11 protein-coding genes and 1 pseudogene are annotated in these 14,179 nt (G+C 61.0%); 8 read left to right on the top strand and 4 right to left on the bottom strand.

Features of this window, described 5'->3' with window-relative positions; translation table 11 throughout:
* Positions 1 to 64: 64 nt before the first annotated feature.
* Positions 65 to 907: an N-formylglutamate amidohydrolase gene (locus EDF58_RS24560; RefSeq protein WP_132270308.1), complete on the bottom strand. Its 843-nt coding sequence runs from the start codon at positions 905 to 907 to the stop codon at positions 65 to 67.
* A 14-nt stretch (positions 908 to 921) separates the two neighbouring features.
* On the opposite strand from EDF58_RS24560, the gene EDF58_RS24555 reads away from it, so the two are divergent.
* From EDF58_RS24555 to EDF58_RS24545, 3 genes are read left to right on the top strand one after another with little or no spacing between them, the layout of a single operon-like run.
* Positions 922 to 1,860, top strand: a complete 939-nt coding sequence (locus tag EDF58_RS24555) for a transglutaminase family protein (RefSeq protein ID WP_132270306.1) — start codon at positions 922 to 924, stop codon at positions 1,858 to 1,860.
* Positions 1,861 to 1,865: 5 nt separating this feature from the next.
* Positions 1,866 to 2,681, top strand: coding sequence for a transglutaminase family protein (locus EDF58_RS24550; protein WP_132270304.1), 816 nt, complete (start codon positions 1,866 to 1,868; stop codon positions 2,679 to 2,681).
* On the top strand, positions 2,674 to 4,698 hold the full coding sequence (locus tag EDF58_RS24545) for a M3 family metallopeptidase (RefSeq protein ID WP_132270302.1): 2,025 nt from the start codon (positions 2,674 to 2,676) through the stop codon (positions 4,696 to 4,698). Before EDF58_RS24550 ends, EDF58_RS24545 begins: the two co-directional genes overlap by 8 nt.
* A gap of 399 nt (positions 4,699 to 5,097) precedes the next feature.
* On the opposite strand, the gene EDF58_RS24540 is transcribed toward EDF58_RS24545, so the two are convergent.
* Entirely contained in the window at positions 5,098 to 6,012 is a 915-nt protein-coding gene (locus EDF58_RS24540) for a LysR family transcriptional regulator (RefSeq protein WP_132270300.1), read from the bottom strand.
* A gap of 114 nt (positions 6,013 to 6,126) precedes the next feature.
* Here EDF58_RS24540 and EDF58_RS24535 point away from each other — a divergent pair, with 114 nt between their 5' ends.
* The 4 genes from EDF58_RS24535 to EDF58_RS24520 all read left to right on the top strand — a co-directional run bounded on the left by EDF58_RS24535 (position 6,127) and on the right by EDF58_RS24520 (position 9,122).
* Positions 6,127 to 6,933, top strand: a complete 807-nt coding sequence (locus tag EDF58_RS24535; RefSeq protein ID WP_132270299.1) for an SDR family NAD(P)-dependent oxidoreductase — start codon at positions 6,127 to 6,129, stop codon at positions 6,931 to 6,933.
* The gene (locus EDF58_RS24530) at positions 6,930 to 7,439 is read left to right on the top strand and encodes a nuclear transport factor 2 family protein (RefSeq protein WP_132270297.1); all 510 of its coding nucleotides are present in this window, start codon (positions 6,930 to 6,932) and stop codon (positions 7,437 to 7,439) included. The genes EDF58_RS24535 and EDF58_RS24530 overlap by 4 nt, the downstream gene beginning before the upstream one ends.
* Positions 7,436 to 8,470: a zinc-binding dehydrogenase gene (locus tag EDF58_RS24525; RefSeq protein ID WP_132270295.1), complete on the top strand. Its 1,035-nt coding sequence runs from the start codon at positions 7,436 to 7,438 to the stop codon at positions 8,468 to 8,470. Before EDF58_RS24530 ends, EDF58_RS24525 begins: the two co-directional genes overlap by 4 nt.
* Before the next feature lie 382 nt (positions 8,471 to 8,852).
* Positions 8,853 to 9,122 carry a hypothetical protein gene (locus EDF58_RS24520; RefSeq protein WP_132270294.1) on the top strand — a complete coding sequence of 90 codons (270 nt, stop codon included), beginning with the start codon at positions 8,853 to 8,855 and terminating at the stop codon, positions 9,120 to 9,122.
* A gap of 27 nt (positions 9,123 to 9,149) precedes the next feature.
* Here EDF58_RS24520 and EDF58_RS24515 read toward each other — a convergent pair whose 3' ends face one another.
* Positions 9,150 to 9,368 (bottom strand): hypothetical protein, encoded by a 219-nt coding sequence (locus tag EDF58_RS24515; protein ID WP_132270292.1) that lies wholly within the window; start codon positions 9,366 to 9,368, stop codon positions 9,150 to 9,152.
* Positions 9,369 to 9,539: 171 nt separating this feature from the next.
* On the opposite strand from EDF58_RS24515, the gene EDF58_RS24510 reads away from it, so the two are divergent.
* Positions 9,540 to 10,079, top strand: coding sequence for a lipocalin family protein (locus tag EDF58_RS24510; RefSeq protein WP_132270290.1), 540 nt, complete (start codon positions 9,540 to 9,542; stop codon positions 10,077 to 10,079).
* 3,195 nt (positions 10,080 to 13,274) lie between these two features.
* Here EDF58_RS24510 and EDF58_RS24500 read toward each other — a convergent pair.
* Positions 13,275 to 14,087, bottom strand: a pseudogene (locus EDF58_RS24500) (IS256 family transposase); the annotation flags it as partial.
* Between the last annotated feature and the right edge of the window lie 92 nt (positions 14,088 to 14,179).

The following is a 14,179-nucleotide window of genomic DNA, read 5'->3' as shown; positions in this document are numbered from 1 at the left end:
TAGCGGCCTTACTGAGGAGCGCAGGATTGATCCGATGAGGGCCGGCACTTTCAGGGGATGCTTATCAAGCCATGCCCCCCTGACTGCGTTCATGGCCAGGAGTGGGAGCTTGCTCTGAGCCTTCACGCATCGACGATATTTCAGCGGCTAGTCGTGCCGCATCAGCCAGACGCGTCGCCCACGCTTCTTGTCCGGACGGGTTGCCGACAAGGTCTTGTCGCACCTCGATCTCGGCATAGGGGAGGTTTCGCGGGAACGCGTGGAACGGAACAGTGTAATCGGTCTCATCCATAGCGTAAGGCTCGTTATCGCCAACGATCAGGTCTGCCTGCGCCGCAAGTGCATCGCGCAGTCCAAGGGCAAATTCCGTCCGTCCCGTACCGTGCAGTACCCCGACGTCCCAAGGACGGGTCAATCCGTCCATCTTCGGCGTGAAGCTGTGCAACGACAGTAGGATAGTCTCCTCGACGGAAGTACGCCGAGTATCAAGGATCACTGCGATCGCGGCATGATAAGGTCCGTGGATCGCGGCGCTCCGGGCATGGCGTGCCCGATCACTCAGATGCCGATTTGCGGGAATGGGGGTACCGTCCGAAACCTCCGGGATAGCGTCGGGCCTTGCGGGCAGGCGATTGCAGTCGATGACAAGACGCGAGTAGGCCTGATGCACGAAAGGCGCATCCAGCAGACGCGCCAAGGCCTGGCCGAGACCTAACACTCCGATGTCGATTGCTATGTGGCGCCTCAGATCATCGCGTTGCAAACCAAGGGATTGCAAGCGATGCGGAACTGCAGATCCTGCGTGGTCGCCGATTATCAGGAACGGCGAGTTTCCTGCGGCGTTGAACACCACAAACGGCGCCGGATCTCCCGGACCCAGCACCTTCTCCGCCGTGCGCCCGCTCATCAGGAAACCTTTCCATGCCGTTGCTGACGATCCACCACAAAACGCGGTATCGCTACCAACAGCCTGTTTCGCTCGGTGAACATCGCATCATGATGCGTCCGCGCGAAGCGTTTGACCAGCGATTGCTGTCCGCGCGCCTCATCATTGACCCTGAGCCCAGTGAACTGCGCTGGCTGCACGACGTATTCGGCAATTCGGTCGCCGTCGCCTCTTTCGAGCGCCGCACTGCAGACCTGACAATTACCAGCGAGGCGACGCTTGAGCATGCCCCGCTCGATCAGACGCAGGTGGACGTTGAGAATTATGCGCGCTTGTTTCCCTTCACCTATTCAGCAGAGGACATGTCTGACCTTCTGCGCTCGATTGAGCGGCAGCACCTCGACCCGGAGCGCATCGTCGACAATTGGGCCCGCGGGTTTCTCAACGACGATGCAAGCACCGGGACCATTTCCCTGCTGACCGAGATGGCAACCAGCATCAAACGGGACTTCACATATGTTCCGCGTCATGAAAAGGGCACCCAGGTGCCGATCGAGACTTTGAAGAAGCGCCGGGGGACCTGCCGCGACTTTGCCGTCCTGATGATCGAGGCGGTTCGCGCGCTCGGCTTTGCGGCGCGTTTCGTCTCGGGCTACGTCTACAATCCGTCCAAGACAGAGGGCGTGGTCGGCGGCGGCAACACCCATGCCTGGGTCCGCATCTTTCTTCCCGGCTCCGGCTGGGTCGAATTCGATCCCACCAACGGCATCATCGGCAATCGCGGGCTCGTCCGCGTCGCGGTGGCGCGCGATCCCTACCAGGCATTGCCGCTGTCCGGCACCTGGTTCGGCCTGCCCGCCAGCTTCCTTGGGATGGACGTGACGGTGGACGTCCACCGGGCCGATCCCGAACAATTCCCCTCCACCGGTCATGGGGCCGTAAACAGCCGCCACTCCGGCGCTTCAGGAAAGTGACACTCATGTTGATCCGCTGCGGCTACGATATCCGCTTTGAAACCGAAACAAAGACCGCGATGATGGCGATGCTCAGCCTTCACCCCTCGCGCCACCAGGACCTGCGCACGCCCCAGCGCCTGCTGACCGACCCCGATATTCCGCTCTATCAGTTCGAGGACGCCTTCGGGAACGTCGCCACGCGCCTCAGCATACCGGCAGGCGGCGTGACGCTGTCCTGCGAATTTGTCATCGAAGACAATGGCGAGCCGGACATGCGCCCTGCCAACGGTCCGCAGATGCCGGTCGAGGACCTTCCGGATTTCGTCATGCCATTCCTGCTGGGCAGCCGTTACTGCGAAACCGACCGCCTCATGGACGTGGCCTGGAGCAACTTCGGCCATTACAGCAACGCCCGCGACCGGGTGGATGCGATCGTCGATTTCGTTCACCGCCATATGGAGTTCGGCTACCACTATGCCCGGCCCGACAAGACGGCCTGGAACGGCTATCAGGAGCAGCAGGGCGTGTGCCGCGATTTCGCTCATCTCGCCATCACACTGTGCCGCTGCATGAATCTTCCAGCGCGCTACTGCACGGGTTATCTCGGTGACATCGGAGTGCCCGCCTCAGACTCGCCGATGGACTTCAGCGCCTGGTTCGACGTCTATATCGATGGCAGCTGGTACACGCACGATGCCCGCCACAACAAGCCACGCATCGGCCGTATCCTGATGGCACGGGGGCGCGATGCCACCGACGTTGCCTTGACGACCGCGTTCGGCCCGGCAAACCTGGTGCGGTTCGACGTCTACACCGACGAGGTCCAATCCCTTGAATGATCCGCTGACTAACCCGCTTCTGCGTCCCTGGGACGGTCCGCTCGGCGCCCCGCCCTTTGCGCAGGTGCGGGCCGAGGACTTCCTGCCCGCGTTCGAGGCCGCCGCCGCTTGGCACCGCGCGGAAGTGGCGGGTATCGCCGGGCAGACGGAAGCGGCGACGTTCGAGAACACGATAGCCGCCCTGGAACGGTCGGGCGAAGTGCTCGGCCGGGTTCGCCGCCTGTTCTGGACGCTGTCCTCGGCGCAGGGAACTGCTGCCGTCCGCGCGATCGAAGGGAAGGTTTCGGCGCTGCTCAGCGCGCATTCGATCGCGATCAACCACGACTCCGCGCTTGCAGCGCGCATTGCCGCCGTCCATGCCTCACGCCATGCCGCTGGCCTAACGCCCGCGCAGGTACGTCTGGTCGAGGCCAGCTACGCCGGCGCCCGTCGAACCGGAGCGGCCCTGCGCCCCGAGCAGAAGGTACGCTTTGCCGAGATAGACGCACGGCTTTCGGCGCTCTCCGTCCAGTTCGGCCACAACGTCCTGGCGGCGACGGCCGACTGGGTACTGGACCTCGGCGCGGACGACCTCGACGGGCTGCCCCCCTCACAATGTGACGCCGCTGCAGCGCGCGCCGCAGCCGCAGGGGCCCCGGGCCGATTCCACGTCAGCCTCGATCGCACCGACTATGAAAGTTTCCTGGGCTTCTCCCAGCGCCGCGACTTGCGCGAGAAACTGTGGCGCGCCTTTACCGAGCGTTGCGACGGTGGGGCGCAAGACAACTGGCCGGTCATAGCCGAAATCCTCACGCTCAGGCATGAGCGGGCAACCCTGCTAGGGTACGCCGACCATGCGCATTACGCGTTGGAGGACAGCATGGCCCACATGCCTGCCGCCGCGCTCGATCTGCTGCAGCAGTTATGGGAGCCCGGCAAGCGCCGCGCTGCCGATGAGGCGGCGGAACTGCAGGCGCTGATTGATGCCGAGGGCAGCGGGTTCAACTTGGCTCCTTGGGACTGGCGCTTTTACGCTGAGCAGGTGCGCCGTTCGCGCTATGCGCTGGACGGCGCGGCGGTGGCGCAGCATCTGCGTCTGGACGCCGTCCGGCAGGCCGCTTTCGATACGGCCGCCAGACTCTACGGACTGTCCTTCACGCGCCGCGCGGATATTCCCGGCTATCATCCCGATGTCTGGGCCTGGGAAGTGCGCGACGAGGGAGCTGGCCCTGTCGGGCTGCTGTTCACCGACTATCTCGCCCGGCCGGAAAAGCACGGCGGGGCTTGGATGGGCAGCCTGCGCGTGCAGGAATCGATGGACGGCGAGGTGCTTCCGGTCATTTACCTCGTCGCCAATTTCGCAGGCGCGCCGCCGCCGGACACCGGAGCCACGCGCCTCTCCATCGACGAGGCGCGCACGTTGTTCCACGAATTCGGTCATGCCTTGCATGGCCTGCTTTCTCGCGTCACCTATCCCAGCCAGTCCGGCACCGCGGTGGCCCGCGATTTCGTCGAGTTTCCGAGCAAGTTGATGGAAAACTGGATCGTAAGTGGGGAAGTCCTGTCCGGATTCGGCGTACCCGATGCGCTGATCACCGCGATCCGGAACGCCGCGAGCTACGGGCAGGGTTTCGCGACGGTGGAACTCATCGGCTGCTCGCTGATCGACCTTGCCGTGCATGGCTCACCGCAAGCCGCCGCCGATCCCCGCGCCTTCGTTGAGGCCGAGCTTGAGCGGCTGGGCATGCCGCCAGCAGTCGGGCTGCGGCATCGCTTCCCGTATTTTACGCATATATTCGACGGCGGCTATGCCAGTGCGTATTACAGCTACGCATGGTCCGAAGCGCTCGACGCAGACGTCTTTGAAGCTTTCGTAGCCTCAGGCGACATCTTTGACGCCCGACTGGCCAAGCGGTTCCGTGAGGAAATCTTGAGCGTCGGCGACACTCGCGACCCAATGGAATCCTTCACTGCGTTGCTTGGCAGACCCCCCGATCCGAAGGCTCTTATGCGGGCACGAGATCTGGTAGACGTTTGAACTGCCGAACTACACTCCGGTCTGGATCAAATTGAATTAGGTGCCAGCGAAGTGCGGCGACTGGATCTGAAAAAACTTCGGGAAACGTTAGATATTATGAACTGGGTCCGTAGGAGGACCGAACCCTCCCGGTCATTCAATAGCCAGTTTTACGCCCCCAATGTGCGGTCCGCGCGCTTTCCTCGTCTGGATCCCCAACACGGGCCAGTATGCGACTGTCGGCTTCGGAGCGGGAGGGGTCTATAGCTGCCGACAAGCCATGTCAGAACACCTTGCCTGGAGGGGTTTGCGACACTATCCCAATCCGACAGAGTTTATCGCGCATCCGCCTCTAGGTGCGCGGCCAAAGACGGTGCGCAAGGTACGCTCCCGGCGGAATTGCCTGCCGCCTGTCGACAATCATGTGTTTGGCGTCAATCTCAAAGCTTCCCCGATTGTTCGTACTATAAAGTCGACGACGCTGGCAAACTGTCGTCCCGCGCTTTGGCTGGCTTTGCGCGAGGAGAAAAGGATATCGAGTGCCAACGCTGGACCGCTGAGTGCCCAGCCCCGTAAATCGCCCGCACTGACCGCTTCCATCACATATTTTTCCGGCAATAGCGCGTAGCCGATGCCCGACTGTACCAATTCCTGGATAAGCCTCGTCGAGTCAGCCTCCATCTGAATGTTCAGCCTCACGCCGCTCCGGTGCGCTGCGTCGTTGATTGCGGCCCTTACGCCTAGGTGATGGGATGGCACGATCAAGGGCAATGCCAACGCTTCTTCGATATCGACAGAGGAGTCGTACGGTGTCTCAATGCCAGGCGGGCCAACCAGCATGAAGGGCAGGGACAGGAGTTTCTGTTCGATAAGAAGATCGTTGCGGGAAACCTCCTCGAGAACCGCGAAGTCGATCATGCCTCGTGCGAGCCAGTCGCCCAACCCGCCGGTCGGCCCCTCGATCAGCCGGAAGCGGATATCTGGAAAGGCCGAGCGCAGTTGAAGCCCCAACGACCGACCCGCCAGTGCGGCAATACTGGGCGGCAGGCCCACGGCAAGATCCGCCGCGCCGCGCGAAGCCCCCGAACGTGTTCCCTGAATCGCCAGTTCCAGTTCGCGCAGCGGCGCGGCCACCGAAGAATGAAGCCTCTCCCCATCGGCAGTCAGGCGCATGCCCCGGGCCGTGCGCTCGAAAAGAGTCACCCCCAGTTCTTCCTCCAGCAAACGCATTTGCCGGCTGAGAGCGGACTGGGCCACCCGCACCATGCCCGCCGCGCGGGTAAGTGAACCATCCTCCGCAATCCGCACGAAATAGCTGAGCCGTCTGATTTCCATGCGCCACCTCGCGAGCTATCCAATCTCGATATGATAGCACGCGGAAATTGAAATGGCGGCATAGCGAATAATTGTTCATCTGCTTCGGCAGATAAAAAAATCGAGGAGCGGGATATGGGCATTTACGAGCAGTATGGACCGTGGGCCCTGATCGCCGGAGCATCGGAAGGAACCGGGGCAGCCTTTGCCCATCGCCTCGCGTCCGAGGGGCTGAACATCATCCTGATCGCCCGCCGCGAGCAACCGCTGGCCGCGCTGGCAGCCGAGTTGCAGGCCGCCTACGGCACCGAGACCGTTACCGCCTCCATCGACCTAGCCGCTCCAGACGCGATCGACCGGATCGCGGTGGTCGCCGAGGGCCGCGAGGTGGGTCTCTATATCAGCAACGCGGGCGGCGATCCCAATGGCACCGCCTTCTTCAAGACTGATATCAAGGCATGGACCGATCTGGTCGCGCGCAATGTGGTCACGGTAATGCAGGCGTCTCACCTGCTCGGCGCCAAGATGCGCGAGCGCAAGCGTGGTGGGATCATCCTTGTGGGGTCGGGCGCGTGCTATGGCGGCGCGTCGGGACTAGGCGTCTACTCGGGCAGCAAGGCGTTCGACCTCTGCTTTGGCGAGGGGCTGTGGGCCGAATTGCGCACTCATGGCGTGTACGTGCTGAACCTTATCCTGGGCCGCACTGACACGCCAGAATTCCGCCGCTGGCTTGAAAGCCGTGGAGCGTCGATGCCCAGCGATGTCGCGAACGCGGAAGATGTGGCTCGTGTCGGCTTGGAGCGCTTGCCGTATGGCCCCGTACACAACTGGGGGCTGGAGGACGAAGACGCGGGGCGCATGCCCCAATCGGCTGCCGCTCGTCGGAACCGCATCCTCGCCATGGAGGCGGCGATGCAAGACTTGAAGCCCGCCCAGGTATGACCCGCTCGCTTCAGAACGACAGGCAAGCCATCACCGACTTGATCCACCTCTACTGCCGTTCGGTGGACAGGCTGGATGTGTCGCTGGGTCACAGCATCTGGAACGAAGGCGCGACCGCCGATTACGGTGAAAGCTTCCATCAGGGAACCGGGAGGGACGTGATCGACAAGATCTGCGCCTCTCATCGCGGGCTGCTCGCCCACTCGCACCAGATCGGCAACATCCTCATCAAGGTCGACGACGATCGCGCCGGGAGCGAGGCCTACTGCACCGCAACGCTGCGGTTGCAACGCGGCGAGACGCTGATGCAGATGAGCGTGTGGACCCGCTATGTCGACCGTTGGTCGTATCGGGCCGGACGCTGGGGGCTCGACCATCGCATTGCGATCCGCGACTTCGACGAGGTCCGCCCGGTGACCGCCCTGAGTCAGCCGGACATGGGCAGTCGCGATCATGCCGATCCTTCCTATGCCGCGCTTCATCTAAAACCACAGGATATGCCATGAAAGCAGCGTACATCCAGAACGGCGCAGTCCATGTCGGCGAGATGCCAGACCCGATTCCCGGAACGGGCCAGGCACTCGTGCGTACCCACAGCTGCGGCATGTGCGCATCCGAAGCCCACTTTCTCCATTCCGGCGAGACGATCATTGGTTTGTCGAAGGTTCATGGCGGACCCTACGCGGGGCTCGACTTCAGCCGTCCCTTCGTACCCGGCCACGAATATGTCGGCGAGATCGTCGATTATGGTCCCGGAAGCAAGCGAACGGTGAAACCGGGGCGCAAGGTCACGTCCATCCCGATCATGCGCCAGTCGGGTTCCCACTCCATCGTCGGCTTCAGCCATGACTGCCCCGGAGGTTTCGGCGAGTACATGCTGCTCGACGAGGACATGATGCTTGAGGTGCCCACCGATCTCGAGGACGATCTGGCCGCGATGACGGAGCCGCTGGCAGTCGGCCTGGAGCATGCGCGGCGGGGCCGGCCCGACAAGGACGATGTCGTCCTTGTCCTGGGCTGTGGGGCCATCGGCCTCGGCGTCATTGCCGGTCTTAAACTGATGGGCATCGCGCCTATCGTCGCCGCCGATTTCCACGAAGGGCGGCGCAAATTGGCCATCGCGATGGGCGCGGATATCGTCGTCGATCCGCGCGAGCTATCCCCCTATGGTCCACTTGTGGATCTGGGCGACCGGCGGGCGAACCTTATCTATGAGTGCGTCGGCCTGCCGGGGCTGCTTCAACAGGTCATCAGTGGCGCCGGCTTCGGGGCGCGGATCGTGATGGGCGGCTATTGTATGGAGCCGGAGGAGCTACTCGTCTTCGCGGCCCAGAACAAACGCCTCAACATCCAGTTCGCGGGGGGCGAAGAACCGCAGGATATGGAGCTTGCCTTGCACGCGATCGCAGACGGGCGGGTAGACGTCCGTCCTTGGCTGGGAACGCGCATCGGGTTGAACGGCGTTGCCTCCGCGATGGGCGACATGTCCAATCCGATTGCGCCGATCCGCACAGTGGTCGATCCGCGCGTGCTGTAGACCACGCGAGTACACCTTCCCCGATGGCACTCGCATGGCCGGCTCGCAAAAGCACGGCGTACCAGGACAGCGGGAAGTGCCGAGAGAGATAACGGCCAATGATTAGGGTTGGAATCATCAGCGCGAACTGAGGCGCCTACGCCCACAGGCCCGCATGGGAAGCGATCGATGGGGTCGAGGTCACCGCCATTTGCACCTCGCGCCGCGAAACCACCGAAGCCGTCAGCGCGCGCCTGAACATCCCCCGCGTTCTGGAATGCCGAGGAGATGGCGGTCGACCCCGACCTCGATATCACCGACATCGGCACGCGGCCAGATCTACGCCACGCTATGGGGCTGACGGCGCTGCGCAACGGCAAGCACATCTACAATGGCATCGTCGATGGCCAGGGACATCGACGATGGCCGGGATATGTATCGCGCATGGCGGGCCGCCGGCGCCGTCGCGGGGGTGGATGCGTTTTCGCAGTGGATTCCCGCGCTCGTCAAGGGCAAGGAAATGCCCAGCACTGGCTATATCGGCAAGCTGCTGGGCGGAAGCTGCCGGTTCAACATGGGCCTCTTCAATCGCCCTGCCCCCCCTTCCCCTGCAATTGGTTCTCGCAGGCCGGCCTCGGTGTGTCCTCGATACGCAACAACTGTAGCCACCTGATGCATCTGATCCAGCTACTAGGCCCGGTCAGATCGGATCCAGATACTGCCGAAACGTCAGCGCCGCATTGTAATAGTGCATCGCGGGAAAGACCTCGAAACCGAAAGAGGTGTCCCTGAGGTAGGAGCGCTGGCGCGACCAGATCCCCGAATTACTCCCGTATTCACCAAAAATCGTCGCACTCCCCGACGACCAGACCTTTCCGAGCGTGGCGCCGGGTGCGAGGCCTGACGAGATGATTGACACGCTTCATAGTAAATCCGGGGCTATTATGGAATGGGTATCGCCGCACCAAACCGCCGGAAACCACTGCGGATCCGGATCCGTGTCTGCGCCGATGTCGATATCTGTGGTTGCGGGAGCCTGCAACCACATCGCCCCAAATGGCTTATCACGTTTGAGTTTGCAGGAGCTGTCATGAAGAAATCGACGATCGCCATCGCTTTAGCCGGCACCACGATGTTGCTTGGGGCCTGCGCCTTGATCCCGCGGCCTGGCCCAGTGGGCAACTCTGCAGTTCCGCAGCCCTCAAAGGCGGTAGAGGTGGAGCGCTACTTGGGCCGCTGGTACGAGCAATACCGGTACGAAGCCTCATTCCAGAAAGATATGGATGACGTCACTGCCGACTACTCACTGAATGATGACGGAACCTTGAAAGTAGTGAACAGGGGCCGCCGAAATAACAAGTGGAAGGAATCAACTGGCAAGGCCAAGATAGTCGACGCGGCTATGCGTGCCAAGCTTAAGGTGTCGTTCTTTGGCCCTCTCTATGGCAACTACTGGGTGCTGGATCACGGTGAAAATTATGATTGGTCCATCGTCGGAGAGCCTTCGGGGCGCTACTTGTGGGTACTTACTCGGGAAGCCCGGCCTGACGCTGATTTGCTCGCCAGATTAGAAGCTCGAGTGAAGACGCTGGGTTACGACTGGTCGATGATTCGTCGCACCAAACAGTAATATTGGAGCAAGGTTGATAAAGAGCGACATGCAGGATATATTGTTGCCATCAACCCATCATCTGTTGATCGCCGGAATTATCTGAAGCTTCAGATCGCATTGGCGGGGCACGAGTCCCTTGCAAATGTTCGGGCCCCCAAAGTTCAATTTAACACCAAGGATCGCGCTTGAAAACTTGGCTGGCGGAAGCGCGAATCTGCCCGCCGAGATCGCCCCCTGAAATGCCAAGCCCCAAGCGGCCTACCGCGGCATTCTTCTTGGTCAATCCAAGCAGATTAAAGTCACGCGGCGAGCGCGGATTACCGCGCCCGCGGGGGAAGCAATACCGATGAGGCTGCCCGGCAGGGTTTGCCGGGAAACTGCCTTGCTCGGGGCGCCGCTAGCAGACGGTGGTAGGGTCGATTAGCCAGAGAGCCTGGACGCGACCAGATCGGCCGTACTTATCTTTAGCGCGACAGGGTCCATTTGAACGCTGAGGATAGTCCGGCAAGACGGGCACTGATACGACACGGCCTTAAATCCCTCCGTTGAGAACGGAACCTTAGCGTCGACCGGCTGAATATAAACATTCGCGATCGTGTTTTCGCACTTGGGACATTTACCTCCATGAATCGACATGATCATCCTCCCCATCAGAAGTGAATTCGCAGGAAAAACGAGAGCCGCAAAACAGTCAAGGCCAGATTCATAGGATCGGGAACCCGCAATTCCGCAACGGCCTCACCCTAGACGCTTCCCGAATAGTAGCTGGCGCGATGGCTGTTCGCGCATGTGCTTTTCGCACCGGCGTGTCGTAGTACGTCAGCACCAAAATTGATCTCTAGACAAAGCATGCCGTCATAAGACCTCCTCTCCCCGAACCGGTTGAAGCGCCGAAGATGAATGCGCCCAGGTAAACAATCGCATTGGGGAAATGGCGTGGCTGCCTGTCTTCGTCGTCGCAACCTCTTCCTCCAAACCTTGAAGCGCGGGGCGATCAAACGCCTATTAAGTCCGTAAGTTCCCGGTCCGCGATCGAACACACATTCTTTCGGACGAAGCGAGAGAATCGCTTGTCATCCACTTTTGTTTGGCGCAGCAATACCTCGCGACCCGAAAGAGATGAGCGTGAGCGACTCTCTGGATAACTACCCGGCCTCTGCAGGCCGGGTATTTTTTATCGCGATCAAGTCGAGTGTGCACAAATACACGATCGATACAACGATTCCGTTTTCAAGCCCCACAAGCAGCTCTATATTGGGCCCTTACCCCGCCGGGTCGCACCAAGGGGGCGCCGGTGAGTGCCCAAGGCACCACCGGCGCGATCCTGCAGGTTCCATGATGGCATGCTGCGGGCAATCGCCCCAGCGCATTGCAGCATCGTTTTCGCTGATTTCCCAATCGCGCAAATGAAATAACTTATTCAGCATTTAACGCGCCCCGATGCACCGGATGTTGTCCAGGCCAAGAACCGAGGCCTGCGCACCCGAAGATTTCAGAAGCTGACACAAGACGCGGCCGATTTCCTGACCGCTGATCTGGTCGCACTCGACATCAAGTCCAAGATTAACGCCCAAATGCTGGATCTGCAGTGACAGCGTGACCTCAACTTGGTTCACGGTTCCACGAGAGTCGCCGCGGACTTCTTGCCAGGCGGGGTTGCCGCACTTGCCGAAGATCTTGAAGCCCGCATCTTAAATAAGTCGTCACAGACCTTTCTATGCAAGGTTTCAGGATGACAAAGCCAATAGGCTGAATACAGTGCGCGCCATGACTGAAGCCGGGTCTCCCCGGTTTGTGAGATTTCACGACATGCTGCTTTACCTCGGAATGCGCCTCGATCCTCAAGGACGGGCCATTATCGGGCTGTTTGAATGGCTCGGTGAGACTCGCCATCCGGATACTGGCACTCATTATGGGGAGAAACTGGCCCAACTTGCGCGCCAGCATTGGTAAAGTGTGGTGCCGGCGAAAGTTCAGAGATCCGCGAGCCCTATCAAATGCTCAGCTCGAAAGGTAGCTGCGAGGCACAGCGCGACGGCTTACCTGGAAGCCAAGTCAGTGATCCCGCGATTTGAGGTCAAGCTCAAGTAGGATCGAAGCGGTCAGCGGCCAACCCTTTACTCAACCCACCTTATGCGCAGGCTATTGCCTTTCAGTGGTTTGAGGCCTTAGGGAACGACCTGCACCGTCGCCTCTAAACGAGCGTTTGCTGCGAGCGTCGACTGGGATCCCCAAATGCCCCCAGATGGCGCGGAGGGGCCGCGGTGTCAGCGAGTGCCACGGTCCCTCCAATTTTGCGACAATGTCGGCCTATCTCGTTCAGGGTATTCCGCAAATCGTTTCGGTTAGCTAACTACATGGTGTCCGGCGGGGGTACTGAACGAATACGACCCACGTTCAGAGCTGGTGGCAGCGCTTCCATACCTTTGCTGCCGCTGGCCACGATCGGCCGGAAGCGTCCGACCTTGCTCGATTCCTATGGCATCGGCTGTAACCTTGCACGGCCGTGTTTCTTGACCGTTCCGGCGCTATGCCACTTTGTAAAAATACTATGTTTTCCGGGGATGGCCTCGCTACATGCTCTTTTGTCGCCGGGTTTAAGGCGCAAGACCGTTGAGAGCGGGCTCATCGCCACAGATAGTGGCGGGCACTGATGCTTGCTATCGTCTGGTTAGGCGCAGCGACTGGAGATCTCTCCTGATTGAACAGGGACGTATGGCAACTTCCACGAAGGGTTTGAGGTACCCGCCGAACGCGGGGAGCGCGGCACCTCGGAACTGCTATCCCTTTGAAGTATTATCTCATCGTCATCTCGCGATGGCGCCACGGTGGCGGACCCTCCCCCGGCTACACCGTCAGAGGCCGTCCCTTTAGCGGGGGGCGGCCTCACTCCTCCAAAGCCGTTCGGATCAGAATTAACTTCTTGCAAGCGATGGAAATGTTGGCGCCGCTGAGCGATGATGCCGCGGGGCGCTCCTGTACCCTCACAGAAGCTCTGCCCTCCCTGAACGCGCTGCGGCGCATGCGACAGACTAGACCCCGGGCAGATCTCAAGCGGTCCCCGGGGCCTCTTTTCTTCACATATCCTGTGAGGCGCCTGATCGTGGTTCGCGGGCGGTGCCACGGATAGCCTCCCCGCTCTCTAAGATCGTGTCCCGAGAGGTGGTGTAGCTTTTCTGGACCACCTTGCTTTTCGGCATCAGCCTGAGCCGATCATGAGCCGGGTACTGCCGACAGCATGACAATAGGATTGTCGCTGAGCGGGGCCATCGTTTCAAGCGTCATGTACCGCGCGCGCTGGACGGCCCATTCGTCGGACTGTTCCATGAGGATGGCTCCGACTAGGCGGGTGATGGCGGCTTCGTTCGGGAAGATGCCGACGACCTCGGTCCGCCGTTTGATTTCGCCATTCAGGCGCTCGATGGGATTGGTCGAGTGCAACTTGGCGCGGTGTTCTCGGGGGAATGTCATGTAGGCCAACACATCGGGCTCAGCGTCGTCCATCAGCGTGGCCAGCTTGGGCAGTTTGGGCCGCACTTGGTCGGCGATCGAGCGCCACTGCTGGCTCGCAGCTTCTGGAGTTTCCTGGGCGAAGGCGGTGGCGATGAACGCGGAGACGACGCGCCTGCCGCTCTTGCCGGCATGGGCGAGTGCATTGCGCATGAAGTGGACGCGGCAGCGCTGCCAGGTCGCGCACAGCAGCTTGGAGACCGCCGCCTTAATGCCTTCGTGCGCATCGGAGATGACCAGCTTAACACCGCGCAGTCCTCGGCGCGTCAGTTTGCGCAGGAAGGCGGTCCAGAACGGCTCGGCCTCGGAAGGACCGATATCCATGCCTAGCACCTCGCGCCGGCCATCGCTGTTGACGCCCACCGCGACGATCACCGCCACCGAGACGATACGCCCGTTCTGCCGCACTTTCACGTAGGTGGCGTCGATCCATAGGTACGGCCAGTCGCCTTCGATTGGGCGCTCGAGGAAGGCACCGACCTTCTCGTCGAGTTCCTCGCACAGCCGGCTGACCTGTTGGGGTGGACGGCCTCCATACGGCATCAAAAAAGTGCCAGAGTGAGTCGTTAGACCTCAAACGAAGGAGACCGTCCGTGGACGAGATTATT

Origin of the sequence: Novosphingobium sp. PhB57 (genome assembly GCF_004342985.1) — a bacterium.
Lineage (GTDB): Bacteria > Pseudomonadota > Alphaproteobacteria > Sphingomonadales > Sphingomonadaceae > Novosphingobium.
Note: the sequence above shows the minus strand (reverse complement) of the source record. Positions and strands in the feature narration are given on the sequence as shown.

Bases quoted from the DNA above. Each gene is read 5' to 3' on its own strand.
- EDF58_RS24560 (WP_132270308.1), bottom strand. From the start codon at position 907: ATGAGCGGGCGCACGGCGGAGAAGGTGCTGGGTCCGGGAGATCCGGCG.
- EDF58_RS24555 (WP_132270306.1), top strand. From the start codon at position 922: ATGCCGTTGCTGACGATCCACCACAAAACGCGGTATCGCTACCAACAG.
- EDF58_RS24550 (WP_132270304.1), top strand. From the start codon at position 1,866: ATGTTGATCCGCTGCGGCTACGATATCCGCTTTGAAACCGAAACAAAG.
- EDF58_RS24540 (WP_132270300.1), bottom strand. From the start codon at position 6,012: ATGGAAATCAGACGGCTCAGCTATTTCGTGCGGATTGCGGAGGATGGT.
- EDF58_RS24535 (WP_132270299.1), top strand. From the start codon at position 6,127: ATGGGCATTTACGAGCAGTATGGACCGTGGGCCCTGATCGCCGGAGCA.
- EDF58_RS24530 (WP_132270297.1), top strand. From the start codon at position 6,930: ATGACCCGCTCGCTTCAGAACGACAGGCAAGCCATCACCGACTTGATC.
- EDF58_RS24525 (WP_132270295.1), top strand. From the start codon at position 7,436: ATGAAAGCAGCGTACATCCAGAACGGCGCAGTCCATGTCGGCGAGATG.
- EDF58_RS24520 (WP_132270294.1), top strand. From the start codon at position 8,853: ATGGCCAGGGACATCGACGATGGCCGGGATATGTATCGCGCATGGCGG.
- EDF58_RS24510 (WP_132270290.1), top strand. From the start codon at position 9,540: ATGAAGAAATCGACGATCGCCATCGCTTTAGCCGGCACCACGATGTTG.